The following is an 18,359-nucleotide window of genomic DNA, read 5'->3' on the forward strand; positions in this document are numbered from 1 at the left end:
CATCCTGAGCGAAGCGAAGGATCTCTGAGATTCTTCACTTTGTTCAGAATGACAAAACAAAAGGTATGTCTGGTTACAAACGTCTTATAGCTGCAACAAAAACCGCTGCACAGCTTCGGCACTTTCCTGTGGTATCTCGACCATAGGCATATGCCCGATATCATCCCACACCTTAACCTTCACATCCGGAAGAGCTTGCTGCCACACCTCAACACTGCTGACATGCAGCAGCTGGTCTTCTGCCCCCCAGAACAACATCACCGGCGGTTGAATGTCAGACAACAGATCCTCCAGCGGGTCCTTTTTACGAAAGCCCGCATTGATATCCGCCAGATCATTTTTACGGGATTCATAATTGGCGTGCATCGCCCGCAACATTAACTCCGGCAGGTACGGCTGCTTGGACATGGTCATGGCAAAGAATTCATCGAACTCTTCCCGGGTTGATAAAACAAAAGGGTTGCGCCCCTGCTGGCGCATGATTTCCATGGCACTGGGTTGCGGCGAGGTAACACCGCCCGGGGCCAGCAAAGACGCCGAGGCAATAACCTGAGGATGGCGACTGGCCATGTGTGCCCCGATAAAGCCACCCATGGAATTACCAATCACATGCACCTGCTCTATGCCCAACTGATCGAGCAGGGCCTTCATGCGATCGGCCTGCGCCGGGCCACTGTAATTCCAGTCTGGCTGATAACCGGTTTCACCGTGGCCAGCCATGTCCGGGATTATGATGCGGTAATCATCGGAAAAATATCGGGCAAAGCGTGGCCAGACAAATTTATCGGCACTGTAACCGTGCAGCATCAATAATACGGGGCGACTGTCTTGCCGGTACTCATCAGCGGATTTACCGGAAGAAAAATTGTGCAGATAGTGAATGGTCATTTCTGGAATTTGAGCACTGCCGGATTCAAACCCGTACAGGCTCGCTTCAAACCGGACGGTATTGGCATAAGCCGCCTGAGCATAAGGCAGCGGCAGCAAACGCTGCCCGACAACAACAGCAACCATTAACACCACGAAAACCAGCGTAGTTTTTTTCATTTTATTGATCCGCTATTCCATTTTTAAACTATCAACCCGTCACGTTTCAGCGCCGGTAATCACCCATATCAACCATTTGCTGCAACTCTCGCCAGGCGGCACGGCAGAACCCCGGCAACGATAACAACCGACTGCCCCAGACAATTTTTCTGGCGCCGTAACCATAGATAACCCGAGCTTTGTTTTTCTTGATGCACTGGATCACATGCTGAGCAAAATCGTCGGGGGATGTTTTCAAATATTGCTGCGAGAATTTCTGGGTATGCTGCTGGCGGGTAATGTTGGTATTGATGCCACCGGGGTGAACCGAGTGCACCTGAATTCCGGTTGCCACCAGCTCGGCCATGAGCGCCTCGGTAAATCCGCGCACCGCAAATTTGCTGCTGCAGTAATCGGTATTACTGGGCATGCCCGCCAAGCCAAACACACTGGACACATTGACGATCACCCCCTGATTGCGCTGCCGCATGGAGGGCAGAAACGCACAGCAACCATTGACCACGCCAAAATAGTTGACCGCCATTACCCGCTGATAACACTCTGCACTGGTCATCCAGGCCGGCTTGCCACTGCCTTCAATGCCGGCGTTATTGATGAGGATATCGGCAGGGCCAAGCTCCGCCTCGACGGTTGCGGCAAACCGGTTGACGGCATCGCGCTCGGAAATATCAAACGCCTCAAGAAGATGCTGCTTCTCAGAAATATCGCGAACCAGTCCCATGGTTTCCTCAAGCGCGTCCAGCTCCAGATCACACAGTGCCAGGCGACTGCCCAGCGTCGCAAACGCCAGAGCGTAGGCACGGCCCATGCCGGAGGCAGCACCGGTGATCACAACCACCTTGTCATTAAAATTCTTCATCGGCTTTCCCATAAAAACTGTGATCGTTTTCTTTAAATTGACTGGCCCAGCGCCGGAAGGTGAAACTGAAACCCGGGAACATGGCAATCACTTTACCGCTCTTGCTTTTGTACCAGCTGTTACAGCCACCGTGGTGCCAAACGGTTTGCTGCATTTCCTCATGAATCCAATCGGTATAGCGCTGTTCCGCATCCGCATTGACCTCTACCGCCGCCCATTGATCGCGGCGAACCCGCTCAATGCTGTTGAGGATGTAGCGCATTTGCGACTCAATCAGAAACAGAGCCGAGGTGTGGCCAATGCCGGTATTGGGGCCGGTCACAATAAACAGATTGGGAAAATCCGGGATGGCAGTACCCAGATACGCCCGGGGATAATCACTCCAAAAATCTGCCAGCGACTTATTGTGTCGGCCAATCACCGGATAGGATATGACGCCATCTGTGGCATCGTATCCGGTGGAGTAAACAATCAAATCCAGCGCAATGGTTTTACCGCTGTCGGTTACCAGTCCTTCGGGGGTGATGGTTTTAATACCATCGTGGCGATCATGCAGCGTGACATTATCGCGACAATAAGCCGGGTAAAGCGTGTTGGAAACAATGACGCGCTTACACCCTATGGTAAATTCCGGAGTGACTTTTTTGCGTAACGCCGGGTCTTTGATTTGTCGATGGATATGAGCCAGCGCTTGTTTGGTGCCAATGGTATCGAGCAGCTTTTTGGAATACTTGAATCCCAACACCCGAAATTCCAACGCCCAGTAAATCAATACCCGCAGCGTGGCATACAGCCATCGGTTTTTTAACAGTCTGCGTTGCCAGGGTTTGAATTGGTAATCGGGTCGGGGCATTACCCAATGGGGCGTTCTCTGGAACACATGCAACTCTTGCACGTCATTGGCTATGGCCGGAATCACCTGTGCGGCACTGGCGCCACTGCCAATCACGGCCACTTTTTTGCCGCGATAATCAAAGTCGTGATTCCAGTTGTTGGTGTGAAAACTTTCGCCTTGAAAACTTTCCCTGCCGGGAAACTCCGGAATCACCGGCGTACTTAAAGGTCCGGAGGCATTAACCACAAAACGGGCATAAAAATGTACACCGTCGCTTGCTTCAACCGTCCAGTGCTTGGCCTCGTCGCACCACTCAATCTTTTCCACATTGGTATTCAGACGGGTGGACTCACGCAACCGATACTTATCGATAATGTGATGGGTGTACTCACTCAACTCCTGCTGTTCGGCAAAAAGTTGGGACCAGTCATAGGGTTCAAACGAGAGGGAATAGAGTGGCGACTGTACATCCACTGCCGCGCCGGGGTAGGTATTTTGCGCCCAGGTACCACCCATAAAGTCGCGACGTTCAAGTATCAAAAAATTGGAAATACCACGGCGCTGCAGATTGATGGCGGCCAATTGACCGCCAAAGCCACTGCCAATAATGATGACTTCGTATTTATAGCTCATAAATTATTATTGTAATAAGGACTGATTCGGTCGCTTATGGTCTGGCAAAGCCGAAATCAGAACAAGTGCCGATGCGGCCAGCAATCGGCACATATGGCCATATTGCCTGACCAGTGTGGTTATAGCCTTTCGAAAGTCAGCCCTGCGTGCTGCTGCAGCCGGTCAATCAATGCCTCGCCAAACAGGGAAGCCGGTGTCCAGAAACCGCCGCTTTTGCCCCCCATGTCTTTGGCCATACACAGCCCCGCCTGCACCAGCATTTTTGCTGTGGAGCCATAGCCCGGATCTTTATCGCCAGTGACTTTAACCATCAGGTTGTTGCCCGAGGTGGTCTCACCGTAAAAACGCAAATCGTAAAACCCTTTTTCCTGTGACTCAGGGGATGGGCCTTCGCCGGGCTTGGGCACCACAAATTTCTCCAACACCCAACGGCTCGGCTTGATGGCCGAGGCCACCATAAAACCACCCAGACCAGCCGTCATGGCGCCAGCCCGCAGTCTTCCTTTTAAACCCTCACCCATCATCATGCCTTCACTGTACTGAAAGCCTTCGCCGTAGCCGTCGATCAGGGCACCACTGCGAAGCACAACGCGACTGTTAATGGCTGCCATCACAAAAGGTGCCATCCAGGCAGCAAAATCCTGATCGTATTCAGCCTTGCCAATGTGTTGCTGACGCACCTTGGGCGTCCCTTCGGGACAGATCAGGTAGGGGTTCATCAACTTCTTACGCAGCGCTTTATCTGCCGCGGCCTCTTTGGTGACGTTCATCAGACTGGCCACCGTACCGCCAGAGACACCACCGCTGGCCCCCTTGACCCGCATTTTGATTTGCTGGCACGGCTCACCAAAATCAGCCTGCGCCTGCTGCTGAGTAAAAAAGGCACCCAGATCCGAAGGAATGGAATCAAAGCCACAACAGTGGACAATGCGGGCCCCACTTTGCTTGGCCGTTGCCTCATAGCGTTGCAGCATCAAATCAATCCACTGCACTTCGCCGGTCAGGTCGCAGTAGTCCGTCCCGGTTTCGGCACAGACTTTTACCAACGGCTCACCATAAAGCGCATAGGGGCCAACCGTGCTGATAACAACTTGTGTTTGTTCGCAAACAGCTCGCAGATTGTCTTCATTGGCCGCATCGGCCAGCAGCACATCAATGCCATCAGCGGCCTTGCCCAATTCGACTTTCAGTTTGTCTAACTTGACGGAAGACCGGCCCGCCATGGCCCAGCTGAAGCCTTCCTGATGCTGAGCGTAATCCAGCAGGTAACGGCACATAATTTTGCCGACAAAACTGGTGGCACCGAACAGCACCAAATCGTATTTCACCTTACCCATGCCTGTTAACTCCTTCACAGTTATCACAATCAATAGCGGTCACAATCAATAGTTGCCACAATCAGATTAACCCGACTGCCCTGATTGATAAATAATTATCCAAGTTATAGTGGAATAGCTGCGCCGGGTACTACGCTGAATCGTACTGACTGGATTAAGGAAAGTTTGAATCGGAAATTTTATGCTTTACGAGATGTCATAGCTGACCCTGACAACAGTCAGAATCAGCTTGAGCTGTTATTGATAATTTCTAAGGGAGATGTGACATCCCAGAACAAGCACCTCAGCTTTTTTCATAATCCGAGATATGAGCCAACAGATCTTCCGGCAGAGGGTGAGACTTATGCTCCCCAATCTTCGAACAAACCCAAATAATTTCGCCCAGACTGAGACATTCACTCTGGCCTTTGCTAAAGATTGCGAGGGTCCAGGTCAGGCTCGATGATCCAATCCGGGCGGGGCAAACCCCTATTTCAATTTCATCGTCAAAGCCGATGGGAGCAAGATACTCCACCGTGGATTTGACCAGATGAAAATCAAGCCCACGGTCTTTGACCAAGGCATGATAGTCGTAACCCAGAGCCCGCATATACTCGGTGAGTGCCGTATCAAAGTAGGTGAGATAATGGGCATTAAAAACGATGCCCTGACTGTCCACTTCCGAATAGCGAACCCGTAAGCCATAGAAAAAAGTAATGTCATTTCTTTCCATATTCAATCTCTTTCATGCGACCCCCGAATTAACCGGCGTCTTTAACCAATAGCACCAAATCAACGGTACCTAATCTACAGGATTGAATCTACAGGTTGAATCAGCAGCGCTCGATCAAAAGCGCTGTACCGGTACCCACCGCACCACTGGCCGCCACGATACCGGTTTTCTGATCGCGGCGTTCCAACTCGTCGAGCAAGGTACCCATCATAATGGCTCCCGTAGCCCCCATGGGATGACCCAACGCAATCACACCACCATTAACATTGAGCTTATCGTTATCGATATCCAGATCACGCTGGCATTTGATCACAGTAGCGGCAAAGGCTTCGTGCAGTTCAAACAAATCCACATCGGCGGAAGTAATCCCCTGCTGATCCATCAATTTTTGTGTGGCTTTGGCGCAACCGGAAATTACCGTGAGCGCGTCGTCGCAGACACTGGTAGCGGCTATAATTTTTGCACGCGGTTTCAGGCCATAGGCCTCACCTACGGATTGATCCCCTACCAGCAGCAGAGCAGCACCATCGGCCATGGCCGGCGAGTTACCCGCGGTGTGCACGTGACGAATTTCACTCAGTTGTTTGTTGGCATGCAACTGCAACTGATCAACGCCCTTGGCACCCAGATCGGCAAACGCCGGTGGCATGTCCGCCAGAGATGCCAGCGTGGTCTGCTCGCGAATGCATTCATCGGCGCTCACTGTGATGCCTTTGATTGTGTTTTCCACCGGCACAATGGATTTAAACCAACCCTCTTGCCTGGCTTTGGCCGCACGCTGCTGACTCTGCAACGCAATCTGATCAGCCTCTTCGCGAGTGACATCGTATTGCGAGGCTATCAGATCCGCGCCACTGCCCATCATCAACATGCGGCACTGTGTTGCCAGCTTCACATCGGCAAACACCGAGGCCTTATCCGACAGCATGGGCACGCGGGACATCATTTCCACGCCTCCGGCGAGTACCATACCGGCCTGTCCGGCGTTGATTTTGAGGGCCGCGAGATTGATGGCATCCAGCCCGGAAGAGCAAAATCGGTTAATGGTCATACCCGGAATATGCTGGGGCCAGCCAGCGTACATCAGTGACGTCTTGGCAATATTAGCCGCCTGTTCTACCGCTTGGGTGACACACCCCAGAATCACATCATCGACGTTGTTTTTATCCAGACCGGTGCGCTCGGCCATGGCGTCGTAAAGCACTTTCATCAAATCCAGCGGTGTCAGATCATAGAGACCGCCACTGTCTTTGGCACGCCCACGAGGGGTCCGGATGGCTTCATAAATATACGCTTGGTTCATTAATACACTTTCCTAAAATCATTACCCTAAAATCACACTCAATTGACGCCCACAATAAAGCTGGCACAGGTGGTGGTACTGCCACCGAGATTAAAGGTCGCCAGATTTTCAGCACCACGGATTTGATAATCACCAGCCTGGCCAGTGACCTGTTTGTAACAATCGAGCACCATGCGGATACCGGTGGCACCCACTGGATGGCCCAGACCGATCAGACCGCCACTGGCGTTAATCGGAAAATCGCCATCGAGGGCAATGCGCCCCTCTTCGATGGCCTTCCAGCTTTCCCCCGGCGCGGTCAACCCGGAGTGATCTATCACCATGTACTCAGTCACAGAAAAACAATCGTGCACCTCGAGACCATCCAGCTCCGTTAACTGCGTCATGTCGGCACGTTGCAATGCGTCGTTGATCAACTGGTTAACGTGTGGAAAGACCAATGGCTGGCCTTCACTCAGGGCAAATTTGGTTTGCAACTCAATGGCAGCGGAGCGGTGGCCCCAGCCTTTGATGCGCGGGATATCCTGCAGTTTGAGTCCGTTTTTATTCGCATAGTCTCTGGCGGCTGTTTCGCTGGCTAAAAACACACAGGCACCACCGTCGGTGATCTGGCCACAATCGGATTTGCGGATGCGACCTTCAATGGCTGGATTGGCGCTGTCATCGTCGCTGTAAAACTCCGGGGTAAAATCCCATCGGCGTGACTGGGCATTGGGGTTTTTGCGGCCATTGTCGTAATTGATTTTCGAGATCATTTTCAAATGATCGGTATTGATACCATGACGCTTGTCGTACTCATCGAGAATCTGGTTAAACATATAGGGCCAGGGATAATCACAGGCCTGAGCCTCCTTGCCTTTCCAGGTTGCCGCTCCCAGATACTCGGCGCCGGTTTTACCATCGACGTTGCGCATGTATTCGAGCCCCAGCACACAGGCGATATCATAATCACCGCAAACAATGTCTTTATAAGCCGCCAGTAGCGCCATCGAACCCGAGGCGCAAGCTGCTTCGTGCCGGGTGGTGGGCATGCCATTCATCTCCGGATGAGCCTGAGCAAAAAAGCCACCCAGCAAACCCTGACCGGTAAACAGATCACCGACAAAATTACCGACGTGCCCAACATCCACCTGATCCGGCGACAGCCCCGTTGCATGGAATGCGCCATCCAGTGTCTGTGCGAACATGTCATAGATGCCCAGATTTTCCCTTGCCCAGTTACGCGCAAAATCGGTTTGGTAACCACCCAAAATATAAACGGCGTTTGTCATAATGTTTTTATGCCCTGTTTTGATTCTGTGAGTTTTAGCGACTGGCTACCGTGTCCTGCAACATAAAACGCTGGACTTTACCCAGCGGGTTGCGCGGCAGACGTTCGAACAATTCCAGGCGTTCTGGCAACTTGATTTTGGCAATGCCTTTTTCCAACAGATAAGACTTGATGTCATCCAGACCCAGAGGCTGTTCAGTATTTTCTGCCACCACACAGGCACAGATTTTTTCGCCCATATCCTCATCGGGATAGGCACAGACTGCTGCCTCGACTGCACCCGGCAACCCTTCGAGCAGCACATCAATTTCGGCTGGCGACAACTTCATGCCGCCGCGATTAATGATGTCTTTGCTGCGCCCGGCAATTCGATAAAAGCGATCTCCCTCGCCACATATTTCCACCAGATCACCGGTTTTAAAAAAACCGTCTTCGGTAAACACATCGCGGTTGTCCGTTTGCCAGTAGCCGGCAAATACGGTCGGCCCCTTAACCACCAGTTCTCCGGCCTTACCCGGCTCGGTAATTTCCGCACCGCTTTCCGGATCGATGACTTTGGTGGCAATGGTTCTGGCCGCGGCAGTAGGCCAATCGATACCGGCAGCACCGAATCGTGGAAACATACTGGCACGGGTTTCGGCATCCGGCGCCGTTTCCGGCTTGGCAAATAAATTGATGCCCTCGTTGGAACCGTAGTAATTAACGATCTTTTTCTGGTAGCGATTATCAAAGATATCAATCATCCAGGGCGACAAGGGCGCCGAGCCGGAGCCAATGGATCGCAACTGGGAAAAATCAAACGGATTCCACAAGGCTTCATTCTTTGCCAGCTGATTGAGCATGGCCGGCGGCACGATGGTGAAGTTGATCGCTTCGGCCTGAATCTGTTGCAAAAATACTGGCGGATCAAACGGGTGATGCAACACCAGTGAACAACCCAGCATCACAAACGGATAGAGAAAAGACCCCACTGACGCCATATTCACCAGCGGGAAGGGATTCAACAGTCGATCCCCCTGCTGATAGTCGCCGGCCTCAATGCAATTGCGACCCACGGTGCCCCACATATTGTGTGAGCGCGGCACCCCTTTGGGCATACCCGTGGTGCCGGAAGTCCAGCACACGGTAAAAATATCGTTGGCACTGAGCGACTGCTGCTGTTGATGCTCTGCCAAGACTGAGGCGGCTGCCTGATTTTCTTGGGTATCCAGCGACAGGCTCTGGCCAAAGCACAGCAAGCGGCAGCCATCACTCAAATGCTGCGATTGCGGCTCTGCGAACGCCTGACCGTTGAGCGTCTCGATGGCAATATAGGCCTTGGCGCTCAGGGCCTGATCCACATGCTTTAATTCATGGCCACCGTACTGCACCGGCAACGGAGAAATGATGGCACCAATGGCACTGACCGCCATATAGCAAACCACCAGCTCGGCAATATTGGGCAATTGCACAATCACCCGATCCTCTCGACCAATACCCTGTTGCAATAATTGTGCGGCCAGATTGGTGCTGGCCCGCTGTAACTGCAGAAACGTCAGCCGCAAGGGCGGCTCACCTGCCAGAGTGGTCCGTGTTGGCTGATCGGCTATGGCCAGCTGTTGCGGCGATGCATCAGCGCAACGTTGCAACCACTGATGCAACAGCACGCCCTCCCACAGGCCATTTTTCTGGTATTGCTCGATCGTATCTTGGGGTGAAGTGATCATTGTTATTGTTATCTTCCGCTGGTTTTTATGGTTAGTTGATCAAATGGGACTGACGATCTTTATAATTGTCTGGCCTGCTCATATTCGCTCTGCAATTGCGCTACCACCTCGGCAATGGGCTGCAGTTTGTCGATTGCGCCAACCCCCTGCCCTGCCGCCCAGATATCGCGCCAGCGTTTGGTATCACTGGCCGCCTTGAGAAAATCAATCTCGGCCGCATCGGGCATACAATCAGGATCGTAACCTGCCCGCTCCAGACTGCCCCGCAGCCAGTTGGCTTTTACACCGGTAATCGCATCGCTGGTAATAATGTCAGAGCCCGATGCCTGCACCACCATCTGCTTGTATTCATCCTGAGCCAGACTTTCGGTGGTTGGAATAAAGCGGGTGCCCATATACACATAGTCCGCGCCCATCACTTCAGCGGCGCGAATCGCGCGCCCGGTGGTGATAGCGCCGGATAAAATAATGTCGCCGTCAAAAAAAGTGCGCACTTCTTCAACAAACGCAAAGGGCGATAACTGCCCGGTGTGACCTCCTGCGCCGGCACATACCAGAGCCAGACCATCGACGCCGGAGGCGGCGGCCTTGCGCGCAAACTCCACCGAGATGACATCGGCGTAGATCTTGCCACCGTAACTGTGCACCTGCTCCACCGCATCTTTGGGACTGCCCAGCGCTGTGATCACAATAGGCGCCCGATATTTCACCGCCAGTGCCAGATCGTCATAACAGCGAGGATTGGTTCGGTGCATCACCAGATTTACCGCCCAGGGGGCCGCTTGATCATCGCCATCCAATGCTTCGGTAATCTGCTGCAACCAATTTTCCAGATCTTCGCTCGTGCGCGCATTCGGCGTTGGAAACGAGCCAACCACGCCCGCACGACAACTGGCAATCACCATCTCCGGGCCCGACAGCAAAAACATGGGGGCCTGAATCACAGGTAACTTAAGATTTTTAACGCCTTTCACATCAACCTCAAATACTAACTTTCACAAAAGGACTAACAAAATTCAAACCCCACATTACACCAAAATTAAAAAGCTCTTCAAGCTCGAAAAACATTGCAAATGTAAAGAATACGAATTTACTTGCATTGAGAGACCCTCAAATATAGCCTGAGGCAACTTGCACTAAAAAACTCTAAATAAAATCAAGCGCAGGGAGACCCCATATGAGCGCCAAGCTGAACCCATTGCAGGACTTTGCCATCACAGACAAGTGTCTGGGAGACACGCCCCTTCTGACAGATGCTCCCGACTGGATCTATGAAATCGACAACCCCTACCTGCACGGCGCCTACGCTCCCACGCTGAACACAGGCACCCATGCCACCGAGCTTGAAGTGGAAGGGCAAATCCCCAAAGACATGGATGGTGCTTACCTGCGCAACGGCCCCAATCCCCAATTCAAGCCTAAAAACCTGTACCACTCATTTGATGGCGATGGTCTGGTGCACGGACTGTATTTCCGGGATGGTCAGGTCAGCTATCGCAACAGCCAAATCCAAACCGCCTGTTTGCTCAGAGAACAGCAGGAGAACGGCGCCGTTTGGCCGGGCGTAATGGGCCCCTTTGATTTCACCCTGCCGGATTTTCCCATCAAGGACACCTCCAACACCGACATCATCTGGCACAACGGCAAACTGATCAGCCTTTGGTACGTATCGGGCATCCCCTATGCACTGGACCCCATCACCATGGAAAATCTGGGGCCACTGGATCACCCTGCTACACTGAGCCGAAAAATGTCGGCGCACTCACGCACCGACTGGGAAACCGGAGAACTGCTGTTCTTTGATTACGGCGACACCCCGCCCTACATGACCTATGGCGTTCTGGGGGCAGACGGCAAACTCAAACACGAAGCGCCAATCGATTTGCCGGCACCCCGACTGCCCCATGAGATTACCTTCACCAAGCACTACACCATTTTCCACGATCACCCGCTGTTTCACGATGTGGATGTACTGCGCAAACACAATATGCGGGTGATCAAATTTCATCGGGACATGCCCACTCGCTTTGGCTTGATGCCGCGCTATGGCACCAAGCCCATGTGGTTCGAATGCGAACCCTGTTATGTACTGCACACTTCCAACGCCTGGGAAGAAGGGGATTGGGTGGTCATGGACGGTTGCCGCTCAATCAACCCCATGCCGGATGCGGACCCCAACGATGGCATCTTGTCCCACATGCTGGCCTACATGCGCCTGGAAGCAAACAACTATCGCTGGCGTTTTAATATGCGCACCGGGGAAGTAAAAGAAGGCCCTATTTGCGACGTCAATTCCGAATTCAACAAATCCAATCAGATTTTTCATGGCGTCAAGAGTCGCTACGCCTATCACCAGAAGATCCCCCTGTTGGCCGAGGGCGGCCACACCCTGCGCTTTACCGGCCTGATCAAATACGACAACGATACCGGCCAGCGTCAGGAGTACGATTACGGCCCCGGCGTGTTTGGCAGTGAAACGCCTTTTGTGCCCAAGCAAGGCGCTGACCGGACCAGTGAGGAAGACGATGGCTACCTCACCACTTTTATTACTGACACCAATGACTGGACTTCTTCCTGCCTGATCTTTGATGCCAAAGACATCACTCAGGGGCCCATTGCCAAAGTCAAATTACCGCACAGAATTCCCTACGGCTTTCACGGCTGGTGGGCGAGAGGTGAAGACATTTACACCTCATAGCCAGTGCGCTCCATCAACGGCCCCCTCACTCAGGGGTGCCGCTCAGCACAAGCCTTTGGCAGGCCATCGCTGTTGATTCGGCACTCTTGTTTCGACGCCCTTGATTTGGCGTTAGTGCAGGTTGACTCAATAAGTCAACCTTGTGACACGATTCATCAAGTAGCACCGGCGCCTTTTTAATAGCCTGTTGACCAACAATAATCAGAAGCGGTCAATCCGATGCAAAATTCCATTAGTTCTTATCGCAGCACCTTTGAAAAGCCACTGACCCCGGAGATTTTCAGCCGGGAGGAGAAAAGGTTGTTGCGCTCCAGCCAGATCAGTCGAACCACCTTTATATCAGCGATTAAAACCCACCTGCGACACAACATACGCTCGGGGCAGACCATCGACGCCATCGCCGAAGAAATGTGCCTGTCACAGCGCACGCTGACACGTCGCCTGCACACCATGAATTGCCAATATCGCGACATCAAAGACGAGGTCATGATGGAGCTGTCTCAGGATTATCTGATCAACACCTCAGAACCCATTCGCAACATTTCCGGGAAGCTGGGCTACAGTGACGCATCCAACTTTTGCAAAGCCTTTAAACGCTGGACCGGCAGCACCCCCAAGGAGTACCGCAACACACACAGCCGCAAACAAGTAGGCGACAAAAGCCAGATTTAACCGGTTATTTCTATCCCACATTATTTCTAGCCCAAGCGCCGCAATAATTTTCTATACTTATGTGCAATACACCAATTGCGGCCATTCATGACCACCTCAACACTCATCAACAACCTGCCGGGCATGGCGTACCTCTGCCTTAACGACCCGGACTGGACCATGATCGAAGTCAGTTCCGGCGCCCTGAGCCTGACCGGCTACCCCAAGGAATCCCTCGAGCACAACCGCGATCTGACCTATGCCAGCCTGATACACCCGGACGACCAAAAACGCGTTTGGGAAGAAGTTCAGCAAGGTCTGGCACAAAAAGGCAGCTACGACCTCGAATACCGAATCATTGATCGCTCCGGCGCAGTGAAGAACGTCTGGGAACACGGAGAAGGCATTTTCGAGAAAGGAGAAATGCTTCAGTTGGTAGGCTTTATCAGTGACCAGACGCCAACCTATCTTCGCGACAAGTACATTCGTCGAACCCAGGATTCCATTGTCTCTTTATCCAGCAGCACAACGCTGATCGAGGGTAAATTTGAAGCTTTTGCCCGGGAAGTCACTTATAACGCAGCTCAGGTTCTCAAGGTTGATCGAGCCAGCGTCTGGCTGATCAATAAGGAAGAAAATCAGTTGCAACAGATTTGCCTGTACGATCGCAGCAACGACTCCTACAGTGTTGAAGACCCAATCGACATCGACACCATACCCAATTACTTTACAGCGATCATGAGCGGACGGGCACTGGATGTAGCCAAAGTTGCCTCCGACCCCAGAACCAATGAATGCACCGGGGATTATTTGCCCGAGCACCACATCAAATCGCTGCTGGATGCCAGCATCAAACAGTCGGGACAAATTGTCGGCATCATCAGCACCGAACAATGCCAGTTTATTCGTCAGTGGCAACCGGAAGAGATTTCCTATGTCGGCGAACTCAGCGATCAACTGGCACAGGCTCTGTCTCGCCGGGAATTACTGGCTCACGAACAGCAGCGCCAGGAAAATGAAAACATCAGAATGGCGCTCAAGCAGAGCGAAGAATTATTCGAACTGTCACCCGACGCCTTGCTGCAGATTGATGAATCGGGGCAGATTATCCGCGTTAACCAAAAAGCCTGCGAGCTGTTCGGTTACGATAAACAAGCGCTCATCCAACAAAGCATCGACCAGTTAGTACCCGAGGCCATTCGCCATAACCACGCCAGTTATCGCCAGCAATATCTGGCCGGCACCCGACAAAAGTTAATGGATGAAGAACGCCCCGACCTGATGGCCAGACACAGCAGCGGCACTCTGATTCCCGTTGAAATCAATCTGGCCTCGATTAAATCTGGCGACCGGACTTTTCCCATAGCCTCGGTAAGGGATGTTACAGAGCGTAAAAAGCTGGAACGTTCCCTGCGCAAAGCCAAGGAAGAAGCCGAAAAGGCCTCCCGCAAAAAATCGGAATTTCTCGCCAACATGAGTCACGAAATTCGCACGCCGATGAATGCCGTACTGGGCATGGCATCGCTGCTGAAAGACTCCAAGCTCTCCGCTCAGGACAGCCAGTATCTGGATATCCTGAGTAGCTCTGGCGAGACCCTGCTGTCTGTTATTAACGACATTCTGGATTACGCCAAAGTATCCGAAGGCAAAGTGGTACTCGACCCCTCGCCATTCAACATCCGTGAATTTGTCAACAATATCACGACGCCCTATCGGATTGAGCATCAGGGACACATCACGATTACGGACACTATAGATGCAGACATTCCCGAGCAACTGATCGGCGACAGCGCCCGACTCAATCAGATCATCAACAACCTGCTCAGTAATGCCTGCAAATTTACCCAGGAAGGCGAAGTCAATCTGAATGTCGTCATAACCGCCAAAACGGAATCGCGACTGGTTGTTGCTTTTAATGTGTGTGATACCGGCATCGGCATTCCCGCAGACAAAATCGAGAAAATCTTTGCCCAATTTGAACAGGCGGACACATCGACCACCCGCCTCTATGGCGGCACCGGTTTGGGACTGGCCATCAGCCGCAAGCTGGCCAATATCTTCGGGGGTGACATCACCGTCTCCAGCACTCCCGGCAAAGGCTCCTGCTTTACTGCCACCATCCCGCTGGCAAGCGTCACGACTGACACACAACCCAAAAGCCTGACACCACCTTCAGAGCTGTCTGATCTGGCGGGCATGCAGGTGATGCTGGTTGAAGACAACAGCGTTAATATCAAAGTCGCCAGCGCCCTGCTGAATCGTCTGGGCGTAAGCTGCGATGTTGCCCACAATGGTTTACAGGCGGTAGAGCTGTACAGACGGTCGGGAGAAAAATATCAGGCCATCCTGATGGACTGCGACATGCCCATCATGGACGGTTTCGAAGCCACCCGCATGATTCGCGACATTGAACGTGAAGAACAACGCCCCCACAGCAATATCTGTGCATTAACGGCACACGCCCTGTCGGAGCTGGTGGAGCAGTGTTTTATTGCCGGCATGGACGACCATCTGGCCAAACCCATCAACCCGGAAGAGTTACAAAGCAAGCTACTCAGCTACAAGCACTCTGTGCCAGAGTCCTAGCTGAAGCGCACCTCATCGGCACCGGGCACTTCACCACAGCCCTGACAAATCACATCGGTCTGTAACTCGTGCCCACAGTTGCGATGCACCAGAGTAAAAGGATGAGAAACCGGCGGCAGCCACTCCTGAACCCATTGACGCAACGCCATCGTCTGCGGATAAAGCGCCTTGCCTTTTGTCGTCAGGTGATACTCAAACCGCGGCGGATTGGTTTGGTACTCTTCACGCTTGAGGATGTCGGCGTCCACCAGCATCTTTAAGCGATCGGCGAGAATATTGGTGGCCACACCCAGCTGCTGGCGAAAATCATCATAGCGACTCAGGCCAACAAACGCCGCGGCCATCAGCAACAGTGTCCAGCGATCGCCAATGATGTCCGTGACATGCCCCAGCAGCTGACTGTTGTTACCGCTATTGCGCGAGCGCCGCTGACTGCCAAACTCACTGATATTTTTGGGTGCGGATTTAATTTCCTCTTCCCGGACCACCCGCTCGACATCATCAAAGTGCAACGGCTCACGACAGTGACGACAAACCGCCACCGGGTAAAGAGCATGTTCATCGGGATGAAAATGGGTCAGGCGAGACGGTATGTTGGCCGACAGTTGATCCGCCCATTCGGTCTCCCACTGCCAGATCAAAAGCGCCCAGGGGTAAAGAGCCCGGCCCTTATCCGTCAGCCGGTATTCGTATCGAACCGGTGCCGTCTGATAAGGATTTTTGTAGAGGATGCCATTGTGAACCAGAGTCTCTAATCGTTTCGACAGAGTCCCTCTGGAAGCTCCGGTGCGGGTGCGAAATTCTTCAAAGCGATGTTGCCCCAAAAAAACTTCACGAAGAATCAGAATGGCCCAGCGATCACCGAGAATATTTAATCCCCGCGCTACTGGATTGGACAATAAAAGTTGAGCTGCTTGCATGGGGCATGATGCTACTGGAAAACCGCAAAAGGTAAAACCCTAGAGACATAACAGCCTTGCCAATCGATCGACACAACTGTTAGTCTAATAACACAAGTTACATGGGATTTTATCAGAGAAACACTATGAGCAACTGGTTCGAAAAACACCAAGCCACCTTCAGCAAAGCACTGGATGCCTGTGACAAACGCTACTCCTGGACCGCCTACACCGAGAGCCCCAGCAGCAAGATCCACGGCAAGGAAATTCCCGCCGCCGGCAAAGCCCGATTTGAAGCCATGCTCAATCAAGACTACCCGCTGCAGCAACCGGGTGAAGTAGGCCGCACCGGTGCCGAGACATCCCCTTACACCCAGCAACCTTTGGGTATCACCTACCCCAAGGTGGCAACCGACATTCTGTTTGAGCACATAAAAACCGCCATGCCCGCCTGGCGTGACGCCGGCACGGAAACCCGCATTGGCATCTGTCTGGAAATGCTCGATCGCTGCAGCCAGCAGTTGTTTGAAAACGCCCACGCCACCATGCACACCGCCGGGCAAAGCTACATCATGGCCTTTGCCGGCAGCGGCGCCAACGCTCTGGATCGCGGTCTGGAAGCTCTGGTCTACGCCTACAAGGCCATGCAAGATGTGCCTGACAGTGCCGACTGGGAGAGAACCTTCGGCGCCGACGGTGCCGCCAAATTACAGAAGCGCTACAAACTGATGCCGCGGGGCGTCAGCGTCAACATCTGTTGCGCCACCTTTCCATTGTGGAATGGCTACCCGGCCATGTGCGCCAGTCTGGCCACCGGCAACCCGGTGGTATTCAAACCCCACCCCAGTGCCATTTTGCCGGTCGCTCTGGTGGTCAGCGTTTGCCGCGAGGTACTTGCTGAGGCCGGCTTTGATCCCAATCTGGTGACCATGGTGGCCGATACCCGCGAAGAACCTGCCACCATGGCGCTGCTGGAGCACCCGGATACCGCCATCATTGATTTTACCGGCAGCCCAACCTTCGGCAACTGGATCGAGAACAACTGCCGCAACGCTTTGGTGTACACCGAGACCGCCGGCTGCAACTCTGTGGTGATTGAATCCACCGACAATTTTGCCGGCATGTGCAAGGCCATCGCTCACTCCCTGTGTCAGGCCTCGGCACAGATGTGCACCAGCGTGCAGAACATCCACATTCCTGCCGAGGGCATTATCGCCGACGGCAAACACATCAGTTTTGATGATGTGGCTAAGGGGCTGGTCAACGCCGTGGAAAATCATCTGGCCGATCCTAAAAATGCCGCTTTCCTCTGTGGCACCCTGGTCAGTAATGACATTTACCAGAGCATCGAAAGGTTGCGCAGTGAAGGGCACGAGCGGGGTAAAATTTTGCGCGACTCGGGCCCCTACGACAATCCGGGATTCCCCAATGCCCGCACCGCCACACCACTGATGATTGCAGTGACTCAATCCGAAAGCGATTTATATCGCGAAGAATTGTTCGGGCCCATTTCATTCCTGATCAAGGGCGACTCGGCAGAAAACTGTCTGGACGCAGCCATCCGCGATGCACGTGAACGTGGCGCCATCACTTCACACGTTTATTCTGTCGATCAGGATTTTCTGGAGACCGCGCAGGATGCCTACAACAACGCCGGCGCCTCGGTAGCCTGCAATCTGATCGGCATGCCGATTAATTTTGCCGCCGCCTACAGCGACTACCACGTCACTGGCCTGAATCCGGCCGGCAACGCCTGTCTGACAGACCTGGCGTTTGTAGCCAGCCGCTTTCGTATCGTGCAACGTAAAATCATGGTGAATTGA

At 52.9% G+C, this 18,359-nt stretch carries 14 protein-coding genes; 4 read left to right on the top strand and 10 right to left on the bottom strand.

Translation table 11 applies throughout. The features are described 5' to 3' along the window. Positions 1-84: 84 nt before the first annotated feature. From ACPXV9_RS11865 to ACPXV9_RS11905, 9 genes are all read right to left on the bottom strand, one after another. Positions 85-1,047, bottom strand: coding sequence for an alpha/beta fold hydrolase (locus ACPXV9_RS11865; protein WP_423897305.1), 963 nt, complete (start codon positions 1,045-1,047; stop codon positions 85-87). A gap of 46 nt (positions 1,048-1,093) precedes the next feature. Beyond that, complete coding sequence (locus ACPXV9_RS11870; RefSeq protein ID WP_423897308.1) at positions 1,094-1,906, bottom strand: SDR family NAD(P)-dependent oxidoreductase; 813 nt, start codon at positions 1,904-1,906, stop codon at positions 1,094-1,096. Continuing rightward, positions 1,893-3,374 carry a flavin-containing monooxygenase gene (locus ACPXV9_RS11875; protein ID WP_423897310.1) on the bottom strand — a complete coding sequence of 494 codons (1,482 nt, stop codon included), beginning with the start codon at positions 3,372-3,374 and terminating at the stop codon, positions 1,893-1,895. Before ACPXV9_RS11875 ends, ACPXV9_RS11870 begins: the two co-directional genes overlap by 14 nt. Positions 3,375-3,493: 119 nt before the next feature. Next, complete coding sequence (locus tag ACPXV9_RS11880; RefSeq protein ID WP_423897312.1) at positions 3,494-4,711, bottom strand: saccharopine dehydrogenase family protein; 1,218 nt, start codon at positions 4,709-4,711, stop codon at positions 3,494-3,496. A gap of 283 nt (positions 4,712-4,994) precedes the next feature. Further along, complete coding sequence (locus ACPXV9_RS11885; RefSeq protein ID WP_423897314.1) at positions 4,995-5,423, bottom strand: acyl-CoA thioesterase; 429 nt, start codon at positions 5,421-5,423, stop codon at positions 4,995-4,997. A 100-nt stretch (positions 5,424-5,523) separates the two neighbouring features. Then, the gene (locus tag ACPXV9_RS11890; protein ID WP_423897316.1) at positions 5,524-6,726 is read right to left on the bottom strand and encodes an acetyl-CoA C-acyltransferase; all 1,203 of its coding nucleotides are present in this window, start codon (positions 6,724-6,726) and stop codon (positions 5,524-5,526) included. 38 nt (positions 6,727-6,764) lie between these two features. Beyond that, positions 6,765-7,997: an acetyl-CoA acetyltransferase gene (locus ACPXV9_RS11895; protein WP_423897318.1), complete on the bottom strand. Its 1,233-nt coding sequence runs from the start codon at positions 7,995-7,997 to the stop codon at positions 6,765-6,767. A gap of 34 nt (positions 7,998-8,031) precedes the next feature. Then, complete coding sequence (locus tag ACPXV9_RS11900) at positions 8,032-9,702, bottom strand: class I adenylate-forming enzyme family protein (protein WP_423897321.1); 1,671 nt, start codon at positions 9,700-9,702, stop codon at positions 8,032-8,034. A 59-nt stretch (positions 9,703-9,761) separates the two neighbouring features. Further along, entirely contained in the window at positions 9,762-10,676 is a 915-nt protein-coding gene (locus ACPXV9_RS11905; protein WP_423897323.1) for an NAD(P)H-dependent flavin oxidoreductase, read from the bottom strand. Between the two features lie 203 nt (positions 10,677-10,879). On the opposite strand from ACPXV9_RS11905, the gene ACPXV9_RS11910 reads away from it, so the two are divergent. The 3 genes from ACPXV9_RS11910 (at position 10,880) to ACPXV9_RS11920 (ending at position 15,637) form a co-directional block, all read left to right on the top strand. Then, positions 10,880-12,400 (top strand): carotenoid oxygenase family protein, encoded by a 1,521-nt coding sequence (locus tag ACPXV9_RS11910; RefSeq protein WP_423897324.1) that lies wholly within the window; start codon positions 10,880-10,882, stop codon positions 12,398-12,400. A gap of 219 nt (positions 12,401-12,619) precedes the next feature. After that, positions 12,620-13,072: a helix-turn-helix domain-containing protein gene (locus ACPXV9_RS11915; protein ID WP_423897326.1), complete on the top strand. Its 453-nt coding sequence runs from the start codon at positions 12,620-12,622 to the stop codon at positions 13,070-13,072. Positions 13,073-13,159: 87 nt separating this feature from the next. Continuing rightward, on the top strand, positions 13,160-15,637 hold the full coding sequence (locus tag ACPXV9_RS11920) for a PAS domain S-box protein (protein ID WP_423897328.1): 2,478 nt from the start codon (positions 13,160-13,162) through the stop codon (positions 15,635-15,637). Here ACPXV9_RS11920 and ACPXV9_RS11925 read toward each other — a convergent pair. Continuing rightward, on the bottom strand, positions 15,634-16,557 hold the full coding sequence (locus tag ACPXV9_RS11925) for a winged helix-turn-helix transcriptional regulator (protein ID WP_423897330.1): 924 nt from the start codon (positions 16,555-16,557) through the stop codon (positions 15,634-15,636). The genes ACPXV9_RS11920 and ACPXV9_RS11925 overlap by 4 nt on opposite strands. 125 nt (positions 16,558-16,682) lie before the next feature. Here ACPXV9_RS11925 and paaN point away from each other — a divergent pair, with 125 nt between their 5' ends. Continuing rightward, positions 16,683-18,359, top strand: coding sequence for a phenylacetic acid degradation protein PaaN (gene paaN, locus ACPXV9_RS11930; RefSeq protein ID WP_423897333.1), 1,677 nt, complete (start codon positions 16,683-16,685; stop codon positions 18,357-18,359).

Source organism: Candidatus Pelagadaptatus aseana (assembly GCF_040362265.1).
Taxonomy (GTDB): domain Bacteria; phylum Pseudomonadota; class Gammaproteobacteria; order Pseudomonadales; family Cellvibrionaceae; genus Pelagadaptatus; species Pelagadaptatus aseana.